Consider the following 20,548-nt stretch of genomic DNA (forward strand, 5'->3'; position numbering starts at 1 on the left):
GGGGAACAGGGCAGCGATGATTCGGAGAAAAGAGTTGGATCAGGATTTAGAGGTACTGCGCACGTTGCTTCGCCAGATGGGCGCGCATGTGGTTCATGCTTTGGAAGAGGCGGTGATCAGCCTGAAAACGCTCGATGCGGTGAAGGCACAGCAAATCGTCAAGGATGACGCCAAGCTGAACGCGATGGAAGAGGAGATCATGGACATCGGCTCTCGCCTGATCGTCACCCAGCAGCCGGTAGCTAAGGATTTGCGGAGAATTCTCGTGGCCTTTAAAATTTCAAGCGACTTGGAGCGCATGGGAGACCTTGCCCTGGACGTTGCCAAGGTGACGCTGCGGCTGCAGGGGCAGGAGCTGATCAAGCCGCTGATCGACATTCCGCAAATGGCTGAGCTGGTGCAAGTGATGGTCGAGGAGTCCATTACGTCTTATTTGGACGAAAATACCGACCTTGCTTATAAAATGGCCAAGGACGACGATCAGGTGGACCAATTCTACAGCCGGATTATCACGGAATTGTACGGCTATATCGCCTCGAATCCCGAAACGCTGTCGCAAGCGATGCTGCTCACACTGGTTGCCCGGTACATCGAGCGGATCGCCGATCACGCCACGAATATCGGGGAGAGCACGGTGTATCTCGTCACCGGCCGGCGTCCTGATTTGAATCAGTAACATCATCATACATGAGATCAAGGAGCTGACCCGCACAGGCGGGAAGCTCCTTTTTTGTCGTCAAGGAATTGACAGAAATTACGCTTAGGAGATTTGGGGCAAAACGGCCTAATTTTTTCTCGAAAAGGGGCGTGTATGGTATCATAAATGAAGGACGTTTGATAAAGGGAAGGTGCCCAATGAACAAGCTGATTTTGATAGATGGAAACAGTATTATTTACCGCGCATTTTTCGCAATGCCCCCGCTGACGAACACCAAGGGTCTGCATACGAATGCTGTGTACGGATTTACGAATATGCTTCTGCGTTTGATCGAAGACCATAAGCCGACGCACATGATGGTTGCGTTTGACGCCGGAAAAACGACGTTCCGCCACGAAGGCTACCAGGAATACAAGGGCGGAAGGGAAAAGACGCCGCCGGAGCTGTCGGAACAGTTCCCGCTGCTCAAGGAGCTGCTGCAGAGCTTTGGCATCGCCCAATATGAGCTGAGCGGTTATGAGGCGGACGATATCATCGGGACCGTCTCCCGCATCGCCGAGGAGGAAGGGCAGCAAATTCTCGTCGTGACCGGGGACAAGGATATGCTGCAGCTGGCTTCGGACCATGTTCAGGTGGGCCTGACACGCAAAGGGGTAACGGAAATCGAAACCTACGCACCTGAGCAGATCAAGGAGCGGTACGGACTGACCCCGCTTCAAATCATTGACCTGAAGGGCCTCATGGGGGACCCGTCGGATAACATCCCGGGAATTCCGGGCGTCGGCGAGAAGACAGCGCTCAAGCTGCTGCACCAATTTGGATCGGTCGAGGAAGTGCTGGCCAATACGGCCGAGCTGAAGGGGAAGATGAAGGAAAAGATCGAAACCCATTCCGATGACGCGGTCCTCAGCAAGAAGCTGGCGACCATTTACCGCGAGGTGCCGCTGGACAAGTCGTTTAACGAGATGGTATTCCCGGGTCTGAAGGAAGAAACGGCAGGGCCTGCGCTCGCCAAGCTGGAATTCAAATCGCTGCTGGAGCGGTTGTCCTTCCATGCGGACGGTAACATGCACTCGGATGAGGAGCAGGCCAAGGCTGCCGAACGGGAGATCGAGGTCACCGTCGTTGACGGCGAAAATGCGGACGAGCTGATCGGTGCACTGGACGCCGTGCAGCTTATTCATGTCGAGACCAGCGGAGAGAACCCGCATCACGCCGACGTGATCGGAGTCATGTTCTCCGCCGAGCCGAAGCATTACTACGTTCCGTTCGAGCGAATGAACGAGTCTTGGGCGGAGCCGCTGCGGACGTGGCTGGGGAACCCGGATGTTCCGAAACGGGGATATGACCTGCACCGCACGGATCTGGCGCTTCACTGGAAGGGAATCGCGTTTGCCGGGGCGTCGTTTGACGTGCAGCTGGCCGCGTATTTGCTCGATCCGACGGAAGCCAACCAGAATGTCAACGCGCTTGCATCCAAATACGGCCTGCCGGTGCTGGCGGCGGATGAGGACGTATTCGGCAAGGGCGCGAAATACAAGGTGCCGGAGCTGGACGTGCTGAGCGGGCATCTGGCCCGGAAGAGCGCCGCGCTGCTGGAGATCATTCCGCTTCAGGAGAAGGAGCTTGCGGACAATGAGATGAGCTCGCTGTTCCATGACCTGGAGATGCCGCTGTCGCGGATTTTGGCGGACATGGAGAAGCAGGGCATCGCGGTCAACAAGGACGATCTGAAGGCGCTCGGAACGGAATTCGAGTCCCAGATCAAGTCGCTGGTCGAGCAGATTTATGAAATTGCAGGCACCGAGTTCAACCTGAACTCGCCGAAGCAGCTGGGAGAGATTCTGTTCGTCAAGCTGGGCCTTCCTGTCGTGAAAAAGACCAAAACCGGCTATTCCACCGACGCCGAAGTGCTGGAGAAATTGGCACCGTATCACGATGTCGTGCGCCTGATTTTGCAGTACCGGACCATCGCCAAGCTTCAGTCGACGTATGTGGAAGGACTGCTGAAGGAAATTTCGGAGGAAACGGGCAAGGTGCACACGTATTATCGCCAGACAATTGCGGCTACAGGACGCCTAAGCAGCCAGTTCCCGAACCTGCAGAACATTCCGATCCGTCTGGAAGAGGGACGGAAAATCCGCAAGGTGTTCGTGCCATCCGAACCGGGCTGGTACATTCTGGCCGCCGACTACTCGCAGATCGAGCTGCGGGTGCTGGCCCATATTTCAGGGGATGAAGGCCTGAAGGAAGCCTTCCTGCACGATATGGACATCCATACGAAGACGGCCATGGACGTGTTCGGTGTTAAAGCCGAAGACGTTGACGCCAATATGCGCCGGTCCGCCAAAGCGGTTAACTTCGGCATCGTGTACGGCATCAGCGACTATGGTCTGTCCCAGAACCTGAACATTACCCGGAAGGAAGCGGCCCAATTTATCGATCAATACTTCGACGCCTTCCAGGGCGTTCGCAAATATATGGATGATATCGTCAGAGACGCCAAGCGCGACGGTTATGTCACCACGCTGCTGGAGCGCAGACGTTATTTGCCGGAAATCAATGCGAGCAACTTCAATCTGCGTTCCTTCGCCGAGCGGACGGCGATGAACACGCCGATCCAAGGCACTGCCGCCGATATTATCAAGCTGGCTATGGTTCAGATGGATGCGGCGCTGGCCAAAGAGAAGCTGAAGAGCCGCATGCTGCTTCAGGTGCATGACGAATTGGTATTCGAAGTCCCTGAGGAAGAGCTGGAGCTCATGAAAAAATTGGTGCCGGAGACGATGGAGCATGCGCTGGCCCTGTCCGTACCGCTCAAAGCCGAAGTGAGCTACGGAGTCAATTGGTACGAGGCGAAATAAAGGGCTCCGTAAGCGCCCGTAATTCAGATTTTTACGGGGCCCCTCGGAGTACTTGAGCAGGCTTCGAAGAAAAGCGCCACTTTGTGGGGTTGTCTTACGTTATAATAGAGGTTGAGGTGAAGTCATCATGCCGGAATTGCCGGAAGTCGAAACAGTCAAAAGAACACTCAATCAGCTCGTGAAGGGAAAGACGATTGACCGCGTTAGTGTCCATTTGGCGCGGATCATTCAGCGCCCCGATGATATAGATCAGTTTGCGTGGATGCTGGCCGGACACACCATTGAAGGCGTGGAGCGGCGCGGCAAATTTTTGCGGATCCTGCTGGACGGGCTTGTGCTCGTCTCCCATTTGCGGATGGAGGGACGATACGGGGTATACCAGAGCAGCGATCCGGTGGAAAAGCATACGCATGTCATTTTCCACTTTACCGACGGCACCGAGCTGCGGTACAAGGATGTGCGGCAGTTCGGAACGATGCATTTGTTCCAGCCCGGAGAGGAATTCCAGCTCCCCCCGCTCTCCAAGCTGGGATTGGAACCGCTGGATTCGGCGTTTACGCTGGAGCGTTTCAAAGAAACGCTGAAGGGGAAGAAGACCAAAATCAAGGCAGTCCTGCTCAACCAGGCATATATCGTCGGCATCGGGAATATTTATGTGGATGAGTCGCTGTTTCGGGCGGGCATTCACCCCGAGCAGCCGGCTGATACGCTGACGGATGGACAACTTAAAGCGCTCCATCAGGCGATTGTAGCCACGCTTGCCGAGTCGGTTGAGGTGGGGGGATCGTCCATCAAGTCTTATGTCAATGGACAAGGTGAGATGGGCATGTTCCAGCACCAGCTGAAGATTTACGGCCGGCAGAACCAGCCATGCGTAAATTGCGGCACCGCCGTGGAGAAAACGGTCGTTGGCGGGCGCGGAACCCATTTCTGCCCGTCCTGCCAAACCCTGAAATCGTAACAATTCGAACTGGGCGTGCACCCCTTTTTTGTACCCTCCATATACTGAGGTAGAGATATCTTATGAAGCGGGGCTTCCGGATGCCTGATCCATGCTGCAGGCTTTTTCGGGGCACCGCTTCTGTCACAGGGAGGGAACGGGGTGCTCAGTCATGTTCTTGCACTGCTGCTGCTTGCGTTAGCATTAAGTTTGGACAGTTTTGGTGTCGGCATTACATACGGCCTTCGTCAAATGAGGATTTCGCCGTTATCGATAGCGATTATTTCTTTGTGCTCCGGGGTCATCATCTATGTGTCCATGCAGGTGGGCGTACTGCTGGCCCAATTCGTATCCCCTTCAATCGCCTCCATCATTGGAGCGGTCATCCTGATCATTATGGGCTCGTGGTCGCTGGTACAGATGTGGATCCAGAAGGAGAAAAGCGGGGAAGGCAAAGAAGTCTTGGAAGCCAAAGACGCAGAGCTCGCCAAGCAGGCTAAAGACGCCCAAACCAGCGGGATGGAGGGGCTAGGCTTGCAAAGCTCCGGCGGAGAAGGTACACTGGACCCTGCCCAGCATGAAGCACCTGAACAGACGGTGTTTTCACTGGAAATCCGGAAGCTGGGCGTCGTGATCCGCATTTTGCGGACGCCATCTTCTGCGGATATGGATAAGTCGGGCAGTATTTCCGGATGGGAAGCCATGTGGCTTGGCATCGCCTTGTCCCTGGATGCGTTCGGCGCGGGTCTAGGTGCGGCACTGCTCGGATTTTCGCCGCTGCTGACCGCCGTCGTGATCGCTCTCTTCAGCGGCACCTTTTTGGTCGTCGGAATGAAGACGGGACTGCGCTTTGCGTCCCGAACGTGGATGCGCCGGTTTACGGTGCTGCCGGCAATATTATTAATTGTAATGGGAATAATGAAGCTGTTATGAGGTGAGTTAAGGATATGAACATCGGGTTAACCGGAGGAATAGCGACAGGAAAAAGTACCGTATCCGCCCTCTTAGTCAGCAAGGGGGCGCTGCTTGTTGACGCCGACGTCATCGCCCGGGAAGTCATGCTCCCGGGTCATCCGGTTTTAGCGGCGGCCGTCGAGCATTTTGGACAAGCCATCCTCCTTCCGGACGGAACGCTGGACCGCAGACGCCTGGGGGATATCGTGTTTCACGATCCGGGCGAACGCAAAGCTCTGAACGATATTACGCATCCTGCGATCCGTCAGGAAATCCGGGAGCAGATGCAGACCTTTGAACGGGAGCACCCGGACCGCCTGGTGGTGGTGGACATCCCGCTCCTGTTTGAATCGGGTCTGGAAGCGATGTTTGAGCAGGTCCTGCTGGTCTATGCCCCGTTTGAGGTTCAGGTGGAACGCCTGATGGAGAGGAATCGGCTGACGAAGGACGAAGCGGTCGCGCGGATTCGTTCCCAAATGGATATCGAAGAGAAGAAGAAGCGGGCCGACGTTGTGATCGACAACAGTGGACAACCTTCCGAGACGGAGCGCCAAGTGGATGAATTTTGGAACCGGAAGGGCCTGCTATGAAGTTTTTACGCAAAAAAAGAGTGCTTCTTCTGTTGTTTTTAGGATTTGTCGTCATCCTGTTTTTTAATACGAACTGGATGTCGTGGTTTTACCCGATACATTATAAAGAGAACATTCGCGAGCAGGCTGAGCGTTATGACGTCGACCCGTTCCTGGTGGCTTCGATTATCCGGGTGGAATCCAATTACAAGCTGGGCAAGGAGTCCAAGAAGGGGGCTCTCGGCCTGATGCAGTTAATGCCGGATACGGCCAATTGGGCGATGGAAAAGGCCAAGCTTCCCGAAGTGACGCTGGACCATATTAAGCATGAGCCGGAGGCCAGCATCGAAATCGGCACCTGGTATCTCAAAACGCTGTCGGAGCAGTTTAAAGGAAACCGGATTGCCGTGATCGCCGCATACAACGCGGGGCCTGGTAAAGTGGACGGTTGGCTGAAAAGGGGCGTATGGGACGGGACCTACGACTCGGTCAAAAATATTCCCATCGGGGAAACCCGGCACTACGTCCAGCGGGTCATTTATTACTACAATCAGTACACGCGGATATACAGCGAGTTTTAAAGGGAGTACTGTTCTGTCGCTAAACATAACAAAAGAAGCATTGGAGAAGCTAGGTTAGCGTCTCCAACACTTCTTCGGGTATCAAACCGAATTAGAATTGACCAGCCAGTTGTTGTTCAGCCAGGGTCACCAAACGTTTAGTGATAAGTCCCCCGATCGAACCGTTCTCATATGCAGTCATGTTGCCTTGGTATCCGTCTTGTGGGATGCTGATACCCAGTTCTTGAGCGACTTCATATTTCAATTGGTTCAGGGCTGCGGTAGCTTTAGGTACTACCAGGTTGTTGGAGCTGTTGTTGTTGGAAGCCATTGTTGTTCACCTCCTCGCTGTTTGTAAATGTATTATGTCTCGAAGCTCAAAAGTTCATTACTCTTTTTGAAAAGTTTTTGTTGGAAATTTAATACATTTCGGTGAGGCGGCAAGTTAATCCCTGACGGGATAAGGGTTCGCGGCATTCGGACCCTGTGAATGTTCGTGATTTTGTTCTATATACACCGTGATTTGCAAAGGAAGGGAGTTTACCATGAAATGTCCGTACTGTGATTATGCCGGCACGAAAGTGCTGGACTCACGGCCCGCTAACGAAAATAAATCGATCCGCCGCAGGCGTGAGTGCGAGAAGTGCAGCCGGCGCTTTACCACGTTTGAGATGGTGGAGGAAACGCCGCTGATGGTCATCAAGAAGGATGGAAGCCGGGAAGAGTTCAGCCGGGATAAAATCCTCCGCGGCCTGATTCGCGCCTGCGAGAAGCGCCCGGTATCTGTCGAGCAGCTCGACATGATCGTCTCCGAGGTGGAGAAATCACTGCGCAACACCGCCGTGGCGGAGGTGGAGAGCCGCCAGATCGGCGAGCTGGTGATGGAGCAGCTGTATCCCGTGGACGAGGTGGCTTATGTCCGCTTTGCGTCGGTTTACCGCCAATTTAAAGATATCAACATGTTCATGAAAGAGCTGAAGGGGCTGCTGTCCAAAAATACGGTGGAGGACTAACCGTTAAGGGGTATGCTGCTTTGCCGGTCCGTTACAGAGGATGCAACCATCTTAAAGAGCAAAAGGGCCTTCCAGGGCCTCTTTTGCTTTTGGCGGTGGCCATGGCATGGGAGCATAAGGCTGAACACTTGCATGAGCTCCAAATCTTTTTTTGAATTTTTTTGTTGACACATGCATAAATCTTTGATAAATTATAAGAGTCGCTGATACATAATAAATCAGTAGAAAATATTAAGGGGCCTTAGCTCAGCTGGGAGAGCGCATCGCTGGCAGCGATGAGGTCAGGGGTTCGATCCCCCTAGGCTCCATAGAAGAAAACCCTTGGGAATCAAGGGTTTTTTTGTTTGTCTTTTTTAATTTTAAGCCCTGGCCCACTTCTTCCGATACTGGTGTGGCGTAATGCCCATGCGCAGTTTGAACAATTTACAAAAATAAGAGCTGTTCGCTAAACCAATCTCCTCAGCAATGAGCGAGATTGGTTTTTTCGTGGTCGTTAACAGCAGAACGGATTGATGGACCCGGCGGGCCATGATGTATTCGGAGATGCTGATGCCTGTCGCCTCTTTGAAGAGATGCGAAACATGATAGGGAGATAAATGCAGCGACTTGGCCATGTCGTCCAGCCGAAACGGTAACGTATAGTTGGCCTCGATCCATGTCAATATGTGCTCCACTTGATGATTTTGGCGAAGGGCTGGTTTGGGCAGCCCGGCTTCCGTCCGCTGATTCCATACGTGTTGGATCGAACGGTACAGCATAACGAGAAATAAAGAAAATTCCTCATATCTTTCCGCCTCTGAAAGCGCGGGTAATTGATTATCCAAGCTTTTGTAGACAGCGTCCAGGATGTGGAGCTCATCCCCGGTGTCATACAAGCACGGAACAGGGAGTTCCCCTAAATACATGAATCGATAAAAGGTATGAAGCGAAGGCCATTTTTCAAAATAAGACTCAAACATCGTCGGTTCAAAGGTTACAAGGGAACGTTCAAAGCATTGGCCTTCGTCGTATTCGAGCTTGAGATGATGGAGCTGATAAGGCTGAAAAATGCAGAGCATGCCCGGTTTGATGTCGTAGCGGTTGTTATTGACGATCATCGCCCCTTTCCCTTGATGGATCAACAATATTTCCACCCCGAGATGGGAGTGGAAGGTTTCCTTATGCTCATCGTTGACGCTTTTTCGTTTATAGGCAAAATGCAGGGGCACCTCGCTATAGTTACCCGCTACAAAAGACATGGCCGCTGCCTCCTTCTTCCCCCGTATGTACTCGCTTTCGAATCTATTCTATCGCAGAACCGCAATCTAGTGTTATTTTTTCCCCCACAGCGAAGCACAATGTTCTCGCAGCTTCAGTTAATATCCTTATATGCCAATGAAGAAAGCTCAGGGGAGGTTAACCGAAATGATCAAGGTTGCGATTATTGGGACCGGGGCGATTTCGTCCGCTCATATCGAAGGTTATCTGCAGTTGAAGGAACGCTGCCAAATTGTTGCGTTATGCGATCTTTATCCCGAGAAGGCCGAAGCCAAGCGGGAGCAATACGGTTTGGACGCTGCCATCGTTAAAGATTACAAGGAACTGCTTGATCAGGAGATCGACCTGGTTTCCGTTTGTCTGCCTCCGTTTGTTCATGCGCCCGTTACTATTGATTTTCTGAATGCAGGCAGTCATGTGATCGTGGAAAAACCGATGGCCTCTTCTCTTGAAGAATGCGATGCCATGATCAAAGCTGCGGAACAAAACGGGAAAGTATTGTCCGTCATTGCCCAAAATCGCTTCAGAAATCCGATTATGAAGCTGAAGCACGTTGTGGACAGCGGACTGGCCGGCAGAATTCTTCATGCCCAGGTGGATTCGTTCTGGTGGCGGGGCCATTGCTATTACGATTTATGGTGGCGCGGCACGTGGGAGAAGGAGGGAGGCGGTCCGACGCTGAACCATGCGGTTCATCATATTGACGCCTTGCTCTGGATGCTGGGTCAGCCCAACGAGCTTCAGGCTTATATGAGCAACGTCGCGCATGACAATGCGGAAGTGGAGGATCTGTCCATCGCGATTTTAAAATATCCGAACGGCAGCTTAGGGCAAATTACAAGCTCCGTCGTTCATCATGGTGAAGAACAGCAGTTTATTTTCCAGGGTGAGCATGCCCGGATCTCGGCGCCGTGGCGGGTCACGGCTTCCAGGTCACTGCCGAACGGCTTCCCGGAAAGGGAACCCTCTCTCGAGGAGAAAATCCAGCAATATTACAGCGAGCTGCCGGATCTGCCATACGAAGGCCATACGGCGCAGATCGACAATGTGCTGAATGCAATCGAGACGGGGGCGCCGGTCATGATTGACGGAATCAGCGGGCGGAATACGTTGGAACTCATTATGAGCATTTACAAGTCCGCAAGCACCGGAGAAAAGATTAAACTTCCCCTGCAGCAGGACGATCCTTTTTATACGCGGGAGGGTCTGATGAAGAATGCACCTCATTTTTACGAAAAGGGCAGCAGCATCGAAAATTTTGCGGATCTAAAAATAACGACAGGAAGCCGTTACGGCGGCGTAACGAACGGACAAACGTCAGACGAACAGTAAATCCCGATCATTGGGATGGACAACCTTAAACGCGAAAGGGATGAAGGAGATGCAGAAGAACGACGGAATGAATTATGCCCCAAAAGGCAAACCCAATCCGGTGGTCAAGCCGGGTGAGTTTATGATTGCCGCTGTGGCGCTCGATCATGGGCACATCTATGGAATGGTCAACGGACTGATCGAGGCAGGCGCTACATTAAAGTGGGTTTATGACCGTGACCGGGCCAAAGCGGAAGCATTCGCACGAACCTATCCCCAAGTAACGATTGCAGCCTCCGAGGAAGAGATTCTGGCAGATCCGCAGATTCAGCTTGTTGCAGGAGCAGCCGTTACTTCGGAACGCTGTGCGCTCGGTCTTCGGGTGATGGACGCAGGCAAAGATTATTTTACGGATAAAGCCCCCTTTACAACGCTTGAGCAGCTGGAGTCGGCCCGCGCCAAAGTGCGTGAAACCCGAAGAAAGTATATGGTTTATTACAGCGAAAGGCTGCATGTCGAATCGGCGGTTTATGCCGGGCAGCTCATTGAGCAGGGCGCGATCGGGCGGGTGCTGCAGGTGACGGGATTCGGACCGCATCGGTTAAACGCTACGTCCCGGCCGGAGTGGTTTTTTCAAAAGAAGCAATACGGAGGAATTCTATGCGATATTGGCAGCCACCAGGTCGAGCAGTTTCTTTTTTATGCGGGTTGTAAACAAGCGGAGGTTCTGCATAGTAAAGTGGCAAACTACAGCAACCCTGAATATCCGGAGCTTGAGGATTTTGGCGATGCCACCCTGCTAGGGGACAACGGGGCCACGCAATATTTCCGGGTGGACTGGTTTACGCCGGACGGCTTAGGTTCATGGGGAGACGGACGCACCCTGATATTGGGAACCGCAGGTTATATTGAGCTGAGAAAATATATCGATATCGCCCGCGACCGGACCGGCAATCATGTCTATCTGGTCAATCAGGAAGGTGAATATCATTTTCATGTTGACGGACAGGTTGGATATCCGTTCTTTGGAGAACTCATTCTTGACTGTCTGAACCGGACCGAAAATGCCATGACGCAGGAGCATGCGTTTATGGCGGCGGAATTGTGTTTGAAAGCGCAGGAAATGGCGCTGGACGTGACCCGAAGCGACAGCTGATTGCATGACCAGGCCAAGAAGTTCATGGAGCAGCTGCTTATAACGCATCTGTTAAAAATAAGCCAGGGAGGGCCACGTATGTATCATACAACCCTCCCTTAATCGTTATTTAGGTTGATCTATCAGCTGTTTGACCATCTCAATCTCAATTTAGCTCTGTACGCTTGTCTTGATAAGATCTTTGGCATGCTGCCTGCCTGTCGATAATAGACTGTCACTCAGCTCGGCATCACTAACGGAACGCGCCAGTACAATCGTGCCGACCATAAGGCTCAGCAAAGCTTGGCCAGTTAATGGATCGACTTCTGCCAGATCAGAGATAAAATCAATCATGCGCTGCAGCTCCTCGGTAAAGACTTGGCGCACCTCTTCGGACATTCGGGATACTTCAGCGGAAAGGGCGGGAAGAATGCAGCCCACCTCGGTCTGGTCGCGATGCTGCGGACTCAAATAAAAATGAATGACCGCGTGGATCTTGGGTGCTTCCGTTTCCAGGTCCGCCGCCTTCTGCAGCAGGGCAATGGTCTCGCTGATCGCAAAGCGGCAAGTTTCAGCGACCAATTGCTCTTTATTGTCAAAGTGGGAATAGAACCCCCCGTGCGTCAGACCGGCACCCTTCATAATAAAGGGAACGCTGATGCCCTGTACTCCGCTGGCTCGAATGGCTTTGGCTGCACTTTCAATAATACGGCCGCGAACCTTTAATTTATGACCTTCCGGATAAGGCAAAGCAATCACTCCTAATGGCAAAAACGCATTTTAAAATATTATAGGCATCATAATAAAACCTGTCAATTTCCTCAGTCCAGTCGTTTGGGTCTCATGGCAAACAAGCAGGGATATTGACTGTTTTAAAATATGATGATTATAATATATTACGTTCATCATATTTTATTTCGGAGGTGCAAAGTTATGATTGACCATAAATCGGTAGACACCCTTGTAATAGGATCGGGTCCGGGAGGTTATGTGGCGGCGCTTCGGTCAGCACAGCTTGGAATGACAACGGCTGTTGTTGAGCGCGGCCGGGTCGGCGGAGTGTGCACCAACACAGGCTGCATTCCTTCCAAAGCGTTGATTGGGGAAGCGCATCGCTTCAAGCAGCGTAAGCAATGGAATCAGGCAGTTGCTGCTGCTTCCTTTGAGGATGCTCAGGCCTTCAAACAAGCCGTCGTGAACAAGCAAGCCGCTGGAGTTCAATATTTGTTAAAGACGGCCGGGGTATCGGTTCTTGAAGGGGAGGCCCGCTTGATTGACGAGCACACCGCTTCCATTCAACAAGCGGGAGCCGAACAAAGGATTTCTTTTAAACACGCCATCTTAGCAACCGGTTCTCGTCCAATTGAGCTTGCGGCTTTGCCCTACGGCGGACGTATTATGTCTTCCACTGAAGCGTTGTCCCTTTCACAAATTCCATCGAGCCTGGTCGTAATCGGCGGCGGTTATATCGGCGTTGAACTGGGGCAAATGTATGCCAAATTCGGAACAAAAGTTACGATTCTGGAGGGAGGAGGACAGGTGCTGCCCGGATTTGAGGCGGACCTTGTGGCTCCGGTTGTACGGCAGTTAAACGAAGACGGTGTAACTATCATTACGGAGGCTATAGCCGTCCATGCGGAACAGGATGCAGACGGGCTGACGCTCAGCTATATGTGTCAAGATGAGCAGCGTACTGTAAGAGCAGAATATGCGCTGGTGACTGTTGGAAGAAGACCGAATACGGACGGCGAATTAGGGCTCGAGAACATCGGCTTGCAGACAACGGTCAGGGGGCTGATCGAAACGGACGCTCAGTGCAGAACGGCAGTTCCGCATATATTTGCGATCGGTGACATTACGGAAGGTCCGGCTCTGGCCCATAAAGCTTCCTACGAAGCTAAAGTTGCGGCAGAAGCTATCGCCGGCAAACCTTCTATTGTGGATTACAGAGCTATTCCGCTTGTTGTGTTTTCCGAACCTGAATTGGCCAGCGCTGGTCTGACAGAGACAGCATGCAAGGAGCAAGGGATCCCGGTTATCGCAGGCAAATCCTCCTTTAGTATTAATGGCAGAGCTTTGGCGCTGAAAGAAGAGCCAGGATTTGTGAAGATCATTGCGGATCAAGCGTCGGGGATCGTTAAAGGAGCGCAAATCGTGGGCATAGAGGCGTCAACCCTCATATCGGAGCTGGTCTTGGCGATCGAAATGGGAGCGACCGTAGAGGATTTGGCGATGACAATTCATCCCCATCCTACGTTAGGGGAAGTCATTATGGACGCGGCCGAGAACGCGGTGAGAAAAATGAGGATTGTAAAATAAATAATGAGAATGGCGAAATAAATGTGGCCTTTTGCCCAAAAGAAAAGCCATTTGCGAGAGCAAACGGCTTTCATGACGGCGATTCATACTCAGCTCATCCTGTCTTTCTCATTCTTCATCTTGTTCATCTCGGTTAAAGTCATCTCATTGCACTGCCGGATGAAGTTCAAAATCAGCTGCAGTTCCTGCTCCGTATACTGCGAGACGATCTCGAGCGTCGACTGCATAATCGATTGGAACAAGGGAGAGATGGATGCCGAGCCTTCCGGCACCGGTTTGACGACGACACGTCTGCGATCGTTCGGATCCTTATCCCGGATGACATAACCCGCTTGTTCGAGCCGGTCGATGACACTGGTCACAGCACCGGTTGTAAGCCCGGTTAACTGGGCCAGCTGGCCGGCCGTGACAGGTCCGGCTTGATTCAAGTAATCCAGGCATTTGTGATCGGTGGCGTTCAACCCCAATCGTTCCGAAATGAGCTGATGGAACATTACGGCACGGGTGCTGTTCTGGCGCAGCTCGTGCACCATTTCCTGCTGTAAGGAAGCGAGTTCAGGTGACACGCGGTCCTTTTCTTTTGACATCTTGATTCCTCCGCGTATGCGACTTATGTCTTTTCTCGTTAAGATAAACATTATATTAAGATGATTTGCCGATCAAGACTTATTTACTCTGCATAGTCACATTATGGCGTCTATTTCGACCCAATCCACGAAAAGGGCGGTTTTACGCAATGTGAAGGAGGCTTAAAGATCAGCAACGGAGGAACTGCAATTAAGCAGAAAGAAAACCCTTGTTTGTTTATCAAGGGTTTTCTAGTTTCTCTCAGTATGTTTAATAAATACGATATTTTCCGCTTAGCGCGAGGAGGCTAAAGAAATAAAGGCAGTTGTCGTAATATCGGCGAATGCCGGTTCTAAGCGGTGTGCTCCAGAACTTGTGAACAAAGGGGAGCGCATCTTCACCGTCGGCGGCCAGCGATGCCATCGCATTGGTAGCCAACAGCCCGATGGGGTGCAGGGCAGGCTCTTCGAAAGGGCTCCCGTCGATGCGGTATCTCCGGTATTCGGAAGGCTCGATCTCCCGGAAAAACCGCTGAATCCGGTTGGACTGCCCGACCTGCCATGGGTCCTGGCGGAACCATTCCCAGTCGAGGGCAATGTTGGCCGCCACCCGGTACGCATCGCTGAAGAAATGGCGGTAATCGCCATGGGGCTGCGGTTCAGCCGGCGTGCCGTCATAATTCGCATACTCCGGAGACAGTCCTGTTTGGGGGTGACAGGCCAGGTGCAGATAAGCCCGGCTGGCGACGGCAGCTTCTTTCCAAAAAGTTCGATCCCGTTCGTCGGCACGCTCGGCGAACAGCTCATAGAAATGGGGAAGGTGATAGGATGGATCGCTGAAGGGAGACTCCGGAATGAACTTGATGAGCTTGGTTGCAGGGTCCCACATCGGATCTCCTTCCTGGTCCCGGCCTTTATGAACGCAAGCGCGAAGAATCGTCTTCGCCTGCTCGGAGTAATCGTACGGCGGCAGTCCGTCGCCCCACCGGCTTGAAGCAAAGAACAGGGCCATTGCAAAATATTCCTCCCCGTCAGGAGCAGGTCCAGGAGACAAGCGGGTGCCGTCCGGCTTGCAGTGCCAGGCGAAATAATCCTTGTAGCGTCCTTCCTTATGCTGCATATACGATTTGGAAAAATTCCAGAGCCGGTCGAAGATGTCTTTCTTATCCATCTGAACGGCCATCATCATGCCGTATGACATGCCTTCGGTGCGGACGTCCGAATTGCCTGTATCCAGAACATATCCTTTATCCTCGCCAAGAGGAAAGTAGATCCGAACCTCAGGTGCACCGTCAAACAGGTCATTCCACGCCTGTTCGAGCCTTGCGTCGATCTCCTCTGGCGAATAACCCGCTTCCAGGAATACATTCCGATATTGGCCGGTATAAAACGCTCCTTGCATCGTTAGAGCCATAATCAACCTCCAGCTGTTAGTTTAAGCTTATCGTAACATAAGGGGCACTCTAAAAATTAAAGCGTTTACCCTTCAAATTATAGATGTTCGTGTTCCGATGTACAAAAATAATACTTTACCGATCGTTCCCGATATGTTATGCTGAATTCGTAAAGAAAAGGGTTCACAGCGTTCGAAGTAGAATGTACATTCTCAAAATAGGCAATACTGTTCTAAGATAAGCGAAAGGAAAGGGAAGCGGAAAGGACAGATTTTCTATACCGATGATTCCCGAAATGATAATATAACGGAAGGAGGTGTACGGGGTGGCCAGAAGCAAAGAATTTGAGGAAAGTGCCGTTCTCGAGAAAGCGATGAAGCTGTTCTGGGAACAGGGCTACGAGAAGACATCCATGAACGACCTTGTCGAGCATATGGGCATTCACCGCAGAAGCCTGTATGATACGTTCACCGATAAGCATACGTTGTTCCTGAAAGCGATCGACCGCTTTGGGGAACGGTTCAACGCCAGAATGTCCGCAGGGGTTAAGCAGTCGGAAACGGCCGAACAAGCGCTGAAGTTTGTTTTCCAATACATGATTCATGGGGATGAAGACGTGCCGCCAGGCTGCATGGTTGTGAACTCGGCCGTGGAACTGGGGATCCGTGATGAAGAGGTGGACGCAAAGGCGACGGAGGCATTTGCCAAAGCCGAGCAGCTGGTGAGGGAAATCGTGTTTTGGGGGCAGCAGAACGGAGAGTTTACAAGGGAATACGAAGCGGAAGAATTGGCGGAGTACCTTCATAACGCGCTGGTGGGAATTCGAGTGATGAAACGGACGTCCCTTCCCCAAGAAAAACTGGAGCGGATCGCAGACGTATCGATACGCTTCGTCAAAAAATAAAAACATATTTTTTTTCATAATTATAGAATGATCGTTCTCAAAATAACCGTGCTTAATCTTTTTAATGAGCATAGCATGACGCATTGTTAATAGAACGATCATTCTCAAAAAAGGAGACCATCATTATGAAGACGTTAATTATTGCTGCACATCCCGATTTACAAGCCTCCCGGATCAACCGGGCCTGGACCGAAGCGGCACAAAAGCAAGCAGAGACGACCGTACACCTGCTGTATGAAGCCTATCCGGACAAAAAGATCGACGTCGCACGGGAGCAAAGTTTGCTGGAGAGCCATGACCGGATTATTTTTCAATACCCGCTGTACTGGTACAGCACGCCGCCGCTCCTCAAACAGTGGTTTGATGAGGTTCTCACCTACGGCTGGGCTTTCGGTCCTGGAGGGGACCGCTTGAAAGGGAAAGAAATCGGTATTGCCATCTCGACTTCAGGCACCGCGGCTTCGTATCAACCGGGAGGATACAACCTGTTTACGATCAGGGATATCGCGAAGCCGGTGGAAGCGCTGGCCAACTATGTTAGCGCCCGCTATCTCCCGCCCTTTGCACTGCATAACGCGCATCATGTGACGGATGAGCAAATCGCCGACAGTCAGGCCGCGTATGTCAAGCACTTGGTTGAGGCGCAGCCCGTGCGATACGAAGCACTTGAAATTCTTTGATCATTTCATAACGATGACCATTTTCATCAAAACAATAACAGGGAGGAAATGAAGATGAATAACAGCAAAATTGCACTTGTGACGGGAGCCAGCAAAGGAATCGGATTTGAGGTGGCCAAACAATTGGGGCAGCAGGGCATTACGGTATTAACAGCAGCACGGACGAAAGAAGCGGCGGATCAGGCGGCGTCGGAGCTGCGTCAGCAGGGGATCGAAGCGGTCGGCGTTCAGCTGGAGGTGACGAATGAAGCCCATATCACGGAGCTTGCGAAGTGGATTGAAACGGAATACGGCCGGCTCGATATCCTGGTCAACAATGCAGGCGTCCACCTGGAAAAATCCGGATATGAAGGCGACGCTTTCAGAGATACGTTTGAAGTGAACACGTTTGCGCCTTATTTTATTACGGAGGAACTGCTGCCATTATTGCTGAAAAGTGAGGCGGGGCGGATCGTGAACCAAAGCAGCGCGCTCGGCTCGATGCAATTTATTCTGACGAACGAGCTGGCGCAGCGTATTGCGACACCCGCCTATTCAGCCTCGAAAGCGGCGCTGAATATGCTGACGGCCTATTGGGCGCAAAAGACCAGCGGGACGAACCTGAAAGTTAACGCGGTGCATCCGGGATTGGTTAAGACCCGCATGGGCGGTGACAAGGCCGAACTGACGGCCGAGGAAGGCGCGGTAACGGCTGTTCGGCTGGCAACGATACCTGAGGACGGCCCGACCGGCGGATTTTTCTACATGGATGATAAGCTTCCGTGGTAAATACTTCTATATATCGGCAAAAGCCCTTGGAGATCAAGGGCTTTTTCTTGTTCTTTCGTATTTTTGCTTTGCATATGACATCTCATGTCATATAATCAAAAGGATAATCAGAATAAGTGGAGGGACATAAAATGGCATCGAAAATCAGAATTGGAATTGTAGGCTATGGTAACCTTGGACGAGGCGTCCAGGCATCCATCGCGCAGAACGAAGATATGGAATTGGTGGCGGTATTCACACGGCGTGACACGTCGCAGATGCCTGCGGAAGCGGGCGTCAAATTTGAGCATGTATCGACGGTGGAACAATATAAAGGATCGATCGATGTCATGATTCTGTGCGGAGGATCCGCAACCGATCTTCCCGAGCAAACACCGGCCATTGCCGCCCTGTTTAACACAGTGGACAGCTTTGATACGCATGCCAAGATTCCTGAGTTTTTTGCAAGCGTGGATGCAGCGGCTAAAAACGGACAAACTGTCAGCGTCATTTCGACCGGCTGGGATCCGGGCCTGTTCTCCATGAACAGACTGCTCGCTGAGTCGATTCTCCCGCAGGGTAAGGAATACACATTCTGGGGTAAAGGCGTCAGCCAGGGCCACTCGGATGCCATCCGCCGCGTTCCGGGCGTCAAAGCAGGAGTGCAGTATACCGTCCCGGTAGAAAGCGTCATCGAACAAATCCGCAGCGGCGAAACGCCAGAACTGGCAACCCGCGAGAAGCACGAACGGATTTGCTATGTCGTTGCTGAAGAGGGTGCGGACCGTGCCGAGATTGAAAAGACGATCGTGGAGATGCCTAACTATTTTGCAGACTATGACACAACGGTCCATTTCATTACGGAAGAAGAGCTGAAATCCGAGCACAGCGGGATGCCGCACGGCGGATTTGTGATCCGCAGCGGAGTGACCGGCCAGGGAACGAAGCAAATCGTCGAATTCAGCCTGAAGCTGGAGAGCAACCCGGAATTCACCGCAAGCGTATTGACCGCTTATGCCAGAGCGGCCGTCCGGTTGGCCAAAGAAGGAGCCGTTGGCGCCAAAACGGTATTTGATATCCCGCTCGGTTATCTGTCCGCGAAAAGCGATGCGGAGCTGCGCCAGCAATTGCTGTAATTTTGCACCGATAAATGCATTTAATCGACTAAAAAAATATTTTTTATTGGAAAAAACCCCTAAACCTGCATTAGAATTTAGTGAAGCAAAGCGTTATAGTGCAAAAAAATGTGCGAATTGTGCAAAAGGGGTTGGGTTATGAATAGTGTAATGGATACGAAGGGTTTAAATACAGCCGAAAAGTATGTTAACGATGTGTATAATTTAGTCGTTTCCCGGAATCCTTCCGAGGATGAGTTCCACCAGGCCGTTAAGGAAATTTTTGACTCGCTGGTACCTGTTCTTGCAAAACATCCGGAGTACATGGAAGAAGGCATTTTAGAACGCATGGTCGAACCTGAGCGTCTCATCACATTCCGCGTGCCTTGGGTGGACGATAACAACAAGATTCAGGTCAACCGGGGATTTCGGGTACAATTTAACAGTGCACTCGGTCCATATAAGGGAGGACTCCGGTTCCATCCGTCCGTCAATGCAAGCATCATCAAGTTTTTGGGTTTTGAGCAAATCTTGAAAAACGCATTGACCGGCCAGCCGATCGGCGGAGGCAAGGGCGGCTCCGATTTTGATCCAAAGGGCAAGTCGGACCGGGAAATCATGCGGTTTACCCAAAGCTTCATGACGGAGCTGTATAAGTATATCGGACCCGATGCGGACGTCCCTGCCGGCGACATCGGCGTAGGAGCCCGGGAGATCGGGTACATGTTCGGGCAGTATAAGCGGATCCGGGGCGGCAACGAAGCCGGCGTGCTTACGGGCAAGGGCATCGGATACGGCGGAAGTCTGGCGCGTACGGAAGCGACCGGCTACGGATGCGTGTATTTCGTGGATGAAATGCTGAAAGACAACGATCTGTCCTTTGAGGGAAGCAAAGTCGTCGTATCCGGTTCCGGAAACGTATCCATTTATGCTATGCGCAAAGCGAAAGAACTCGGAGCTACGGTCGTCGCGTGCAGCGATTCCAACGGCTATATCTATGACGAAAAGGGACTGGACATCGATACGGTTCAGCGCCTGAAAGAAGTGGAGCGGAAACGGATTAAAGATTACGTCAATGAACATCCGGATGCCGTTTATGTCGAGGGCTGCCGTGACATTTGGACCGTTCCATGCGATATCGCGCTGCCTTGCGCCACGCAAAACGAAATCGACGAGGAATCGGCCGCTCTGCTCGTTAAGAATGGCGTGAAGGCGATCGGTGAGGGCGCGAACATGCCGTCCACCCTTCAGGCGATCGAAATTTTCCAGAAGAACGGTGTCCTGTTTGCACCGGCCAAAGCAGCGAACGCGGGCGGCGTTGCCGTATCCGCGCTGGAAATGGCCCAAAACAGTATGAGAATGTCCTGGAGCTTTGAAGAGGTTGACGCAAAGCTGAATGATATCATGAAAAATATTTATGCGAGCTGCGTTCAGGCAGCCGATGAATACGGATATCATGGCAATCTCGTCGTAGGCGCCAATGCTGCCGGATTCCGGAAAGTAGCGGACGCTATGATCGCTCAGGGGATCGTCTAAGTCCTCCCTGCAGCTTAGTAAACCAT

20 protein-coding genes and 1 tRNA gene are annotated in these 20,548 nt (G+C 52.0%); 16 read left to right on the plus strand and 5 right to left on the minus strand.

The genetic code is table 11. From position 1 onward, the window contains the following. Positions 1-16: 16 nt before the first annotated feature. From phoU to BCV73_RS02480, 6 genes are all read left to right on the plus strand, one after another. Entirely contained in the window at positions 17-676 is a 660-nt protein-coding gene (phoU, locus tag BCV73_RS02455) for a phosphate signaling complex protein PhoU (RefSeq protein WP_089545825.1), read from the plus strand. A gap of 179 nt (positions 677-855) precedes the next feature. Then, the gene (gene polA, locus BCV73_RS02460; protein WP_089545826.1) at positions 856-3,522 is read left to right on the plus strand and encodes a DNA polymerase I; all 2,667 of its coding nucleotides are present in this window, start codon (positions 856-858) and stop codon (positions 3,520-3,522) included. 127 nt (positions 3,523-3,649) lie between these two features. Further along, a complete protein-coding gene (gene mutM / locus BCV73_RS02465) occupies positions 3,650-4,483 on the plus strand; it encodes a DNA-formamidopyrimidine glycosylase (RefSeq protein WP_076170454.1) in 834 nt (277 codons plus the stop codon). Between the two features lie 141 nt (positions 4,484-4,624). Continuing rightward, positions 4,625-5,395 carry a manganese efflux pump gene (locus tag BCV73_RS02470; protein WP_089545827.1) on the plus strand — a complete coding sequence of 257 codons (771 nt, stop codon included), beginning with the start codon at positions 4,625-4,627 and terminating at the stop codon, positions 5,393-5,395. Positions 5,396-5,409: 14 nt separating this feature from the next. Further along, entirely contained in the window at positions 5,410-6,006 is a 597-nt protein-coding gene (coaE, locus tag BCV73_RS02475; protein ID WP_089545828.1) for a dephospho-CoA kinase, read from the plus strand. Beyond that, positions 6,003-6,566 carry a lytic transglycosylase domain-containing protein gene (locus tag BCV73_RS02480; protein ID WP_076170451.1) on the plus strand — a complete coding sequence of 188 codons (564 nt, stop codon included), beginning with the start codon at positions 6,003-6,005 and terminating at the stop codon, positions 6,564-6,566. Before coaE ends, BCV73_RS02480 begins: the two co-directional genes overlap by 4 nt. A 91-nt stretch (positions 6,567-6,657) precedes the next feature. Here the strand turns inward: BCV73_RS02480 and BCV73_RS02485 are convergent, their stop codons facing one another. Further along, on the minus strand, positions 6,658-6,876 hold the full coding sequence (locus tag BCV73_RS02485; RefSeq protein WP_076170450.1) for an alpha/beta-type small acid-soluble spore protein: 219 nt from the start codon (positions 6,874-6,876) through the stop codon (positions 6,658-6,660). Positions 6,877-7,090: 214 nt separating this feature from the next. Here BCV73_RS02485 and nrdR point away from each other — a divergent pair, with 214 nt between their 5' ends. Beyond that, positions 7,091-7,558 (plus strand): transcriptional regulator NrdR, encoded by a 468-nt coding sequence (gene nrdR / locus BCV73_RS02490; protein WP_076170449.1) that lies wholly within the window; start codon positions 7,091-7,093, stop codon positions 7,556-7,558. 235 nt (positions 7,559-7,793) lie between these two features. Then, positions 7,794-7,866 (plus strand) — tRNA-Ala (locus tag BCV73_RS02495). A 51-nt stretch (positions 7,867-7,917) separates the two neighbouring features. Here BCV73_RS02495 and BCV73_RS02500 read toward each other — a convergent pair. Then, entirely contained in the window at positions 7,918-8,796 is an 879-nt protein-coding gene (locus BCV73_RS02500) for an AraC family transcriptional regulator (RefSeq protein ID WP_089545829.1), read from the minus strand. A gap of 166 nt (positions 8,797-8,962) precedes the next feature. Between BCV73_RS02500 and BCV73_RS02505 the strand changes: the two genes are divergently transcribed. After that, positions 8,963-10,147, plus strand: coding sequence for a Gfo/Idh/MocA family protein (locus BCV73_RS02505; protein WP_089545830.1), 1,185 nt, complete (start codon positions 8,963-8,965; stop codon positions 10,145-10,147). A 49-nt stretch (positions 10,148-10,196) separates the two neighbouring features. Further along, entirely contained in the window at positions 10,197-11,282 is a 1,086-nt protein-coding gene (locus BCV73_RS02510; protein WP_089545831.1) for a Gfo/Idh/MocA family protein, read from the plus strand. A gap of 150 nt (positions 11,283-11,432) precedes the next feature. On the opposite strand, the gene BCV73_RS02515 is transcribed toward BCV73_RS02510, so the two are convergent. Next, entirely contained in the window at positions 11,433-12,011 is a 579-nt protein-coding gene (locus BCV73_RS02515) for a TetR/AcrR family transcriptional regulator (RefSeq protein ID WP_089545832.1), read from the minus strand. A gap of 183 nt (positions 12,012-12,194) precedes the next feature. On the opposite strand from BCV73_RS02515, the gene lpdA reads away from it, so the two are divergent. Further along, complete coding sequence (gene lpdA, locus BCV73_RS02520; protein WP_089545833.1) at positions 12,195-13,580, plus strand: dihydrolipoyl dehydrogenase; 1,386 nt, start codon at positions 12,195-12,197, stop codon at positions 13,578-13,580. Positions 13,581-13,669: 89 nt separating this feature from the next. Here lpdA and BCV73_RS02525 read toward each other — a convergent pair whose 3' ends face one another. Continuing rightward, positions 13,670-14,167, minus strand: a complete 498-nt coding sequence (locus tag BCV73_RS02525; protein WP_076170443.1) for a MarR family winged helix-turn-helix transcriptional regulator — start codon at positions 14,165-14,167, stop codon at positions 13,670-13,672. 250 nt (positions 14,168-14,417) lie between these two features. Next, complete coding sequence (locus BCV73_RS02530) at positions 14,418-15,560, minus strand: family 8 glycosyl hydrolase (protein ID WP_089545834.1); 1,143 nt, start codon at positions 15,558-15,560, stop codon at positions 14,418-14,420. Positions 15,561-15,865: 305 nt separating this feature from the next. Between BCV73_RS02530 and BCV73_RS02535 the strand changes: the two genes are divergently transcribed. The 5 genes from BCV73_RS02535 (at position 15,866) to gdhA (ending at position 20,522) form a co-directional block, all read left to right on the plus strand. Next, positions 15,866-16,444 (plus strand): TetR/AcrR family transcriptional regulator, encoded by a 579-nt coding sequence (locus tag BCV73_RS02535; RefSeq protein WP_076170441.1) that lies wholly within the window; start codon positions 15,866-15,868, stop codon positions 16,442-16,444. Between the two features lie 125 nt (positions 16,445-16,569). Next, positions 16,570-17,124 (plus strand): NAD(P)H-dependent oxidoreductase, encoded by a 555-nt coding sequence (locus BCV73_RS02540; protein WP_089545835.1) that lies wholly within the window; start codon positions 16,570-16,572, stop codon positions 17,122-17,124. Positions 17,125-17,178: 54 nt separating this feature from the next. Beyond that, entirely contained in the window at positions 17,179-17,892 is a 714-nt protein-coding gene (locus tag BCV73_RS02545; RefSeq protein ID WP_089545836.1) for an SDR family oxidoreductase, read from the plus strand. A gap of 131 nt (positions 17,893-18,023) precedes the next feature. Continuing rightward, complete coding sequence (locus BCV73_RS02550; RefSeq protein WP_089545837.1) at positions 18,024-19,007, plus strand: diaminopimelate dehydrogenase; 984 nt, start codon at positions 18,024-18,026, stop codon at positions 19,005-19,007. Positions 19,008-19,157: 150 nt separating this feature from the next. Beyond that, the gene (gene gdhA / locus BCV73_RS02555) at positions 19,158-20,522 is read left to right on the plus strand and encodes an NADP-specific glutamate dehydrogenase (protein WP_373309577.1); all 1,365 of its coding nucleotides are present in this window, start codon (positions 19,158-19,160) and stop codon (positions 20,520-20,522) included. The last annotated feature ends 26 nt before the right edge of the window (positions 20,523-20,548 follow it).

The organism is Paenibacillus sp. SSG-1 (assembly GCF_002224835.1).
Lineage (GTDB): Bacteria > Bacillota > Bacilli > Paenibacillales > Paenibacillaceae > Paenibacillus_AQ > Paenibacillus_AQ favisporus.

Excerpts from the sequence above, each read along its gene's own strand:
- coaE (WP_089545828.1), top strand. The coding sequence starts at position 5,410 with ATGAACATCGGGTTAACCGGAGGAATAGCGACAGGAAAAAGTACCGTA.
- BCV73_RS02540 (WP_089545835.1), top strand. The coding sequence starts at position 16,570 with ATGAAGACGTTAATTATTGCTGCACATCCCGATTTACAAGCCTCCCGG.
- BCV73_RS02550 (WP_089545837.1), top strand. The coding sequence starts at position 18,024 with ATGGCATCGAAAATCAGAATTGGAATTGTAGGCTATGGTAACCTTGGA.
- gdhA (WP_373309577.1), top strand. The coding sequence starts at position 19,158 with ATGGATACGAAGGGTTTAAATACAGCCGAAAAGTATGTTAACGATGTG.
- BCV73_RS02480 (WP_076170451.1), top strand. The coding sequence starts at position 6,003 with ATGAAGTTTTTACGCAAAAAAAGAGTGCTTCTTCTGTTGTTTTTAGGA.
- BCV73_RS02525 (WP_076170443.1), bottom strand. The coding sequence starts at position 14,167 with ATGTCAAAAGAAAAGGACCGCGTGTCACCTGAACTCGCTTCCTTACAG.
- lpdA (WP_089545833.1), top strand. The coding sequence starts at position 12,195 with ATGATTGACCATAAATCGGTAGACACCCTTGTAATAGGATCGGGTCCG.
- BCV73_RS02500 (WP_089545829.1), bottom strand. The coding sequence starts at position 8,796 with ATGTCTTTTGTAGCGGGTAACTATAGCGAGGTGCCCCTGCATTTTGCC.
- BCV73_RS02530 (WP_089545834.1), bottom strand. The coding sequence starts at position 15,560 with ATGGCTCTAACGATGCAAGGAGCGTTTTATACCGGCCAATATCGGAAT.
- nrdR (WP_076170449.1), top strand. The coding sequence starts at position 7,091 with ATGAAATGTCCGTACTGTGATTATGCCGGCACGAAAGTGCTGGACTCA.
- polA (WP_089545826.1), top strand. The coding sequence starts at position 856 with ATGAACAAGCTGATTTTGATAGATGGAAACAGTATTATTTACCGCGCA.
- BCV73_RS02545 (WP_089545836.1), top strand. The coding sequence starts at position 17,179 with ATGAATAACAGCAAAATTGCACTTGTGACGGGAGCCAGCAAAGGAATC.
- mutM (WP_076170454.1), top strand. The coding sequence starts at position 3,650 with ATGCCGGAATTGCCGGAAGTCGAAACAGTCAAAAGAACACTCAATCAG.
- phoU (WP_089545825.1), top strand. The coding sequence starts at position 17 with ATGATTCGGAGAAAAGAGTTGGATCAGGATTTAGAGGTACTGCGCACG.
- BCV73_RS02505 (WP_089545830.1), top strand. The coding sequence starts at position 8,963 with ATGATCAAGGTTGCGATTATTGGGACCGGGGCGATTTCGTCCGCTCAT.
- BCV73_RS02510 (WP_089545831.1), top strand. The coding sequence starts at position 10,197 with ATGCAGAAGAACGACGGAATGAATTATGCCCCAAAAGGCAAACCCAAT.
- BCV73_RS02485 (WP_076170450.1), bottom strand. The coding sequence starts at position 6,876 with ATGGCTTCCAACAACAACAGCTCCAACAACCTGGTAGTACCTAAAGCT.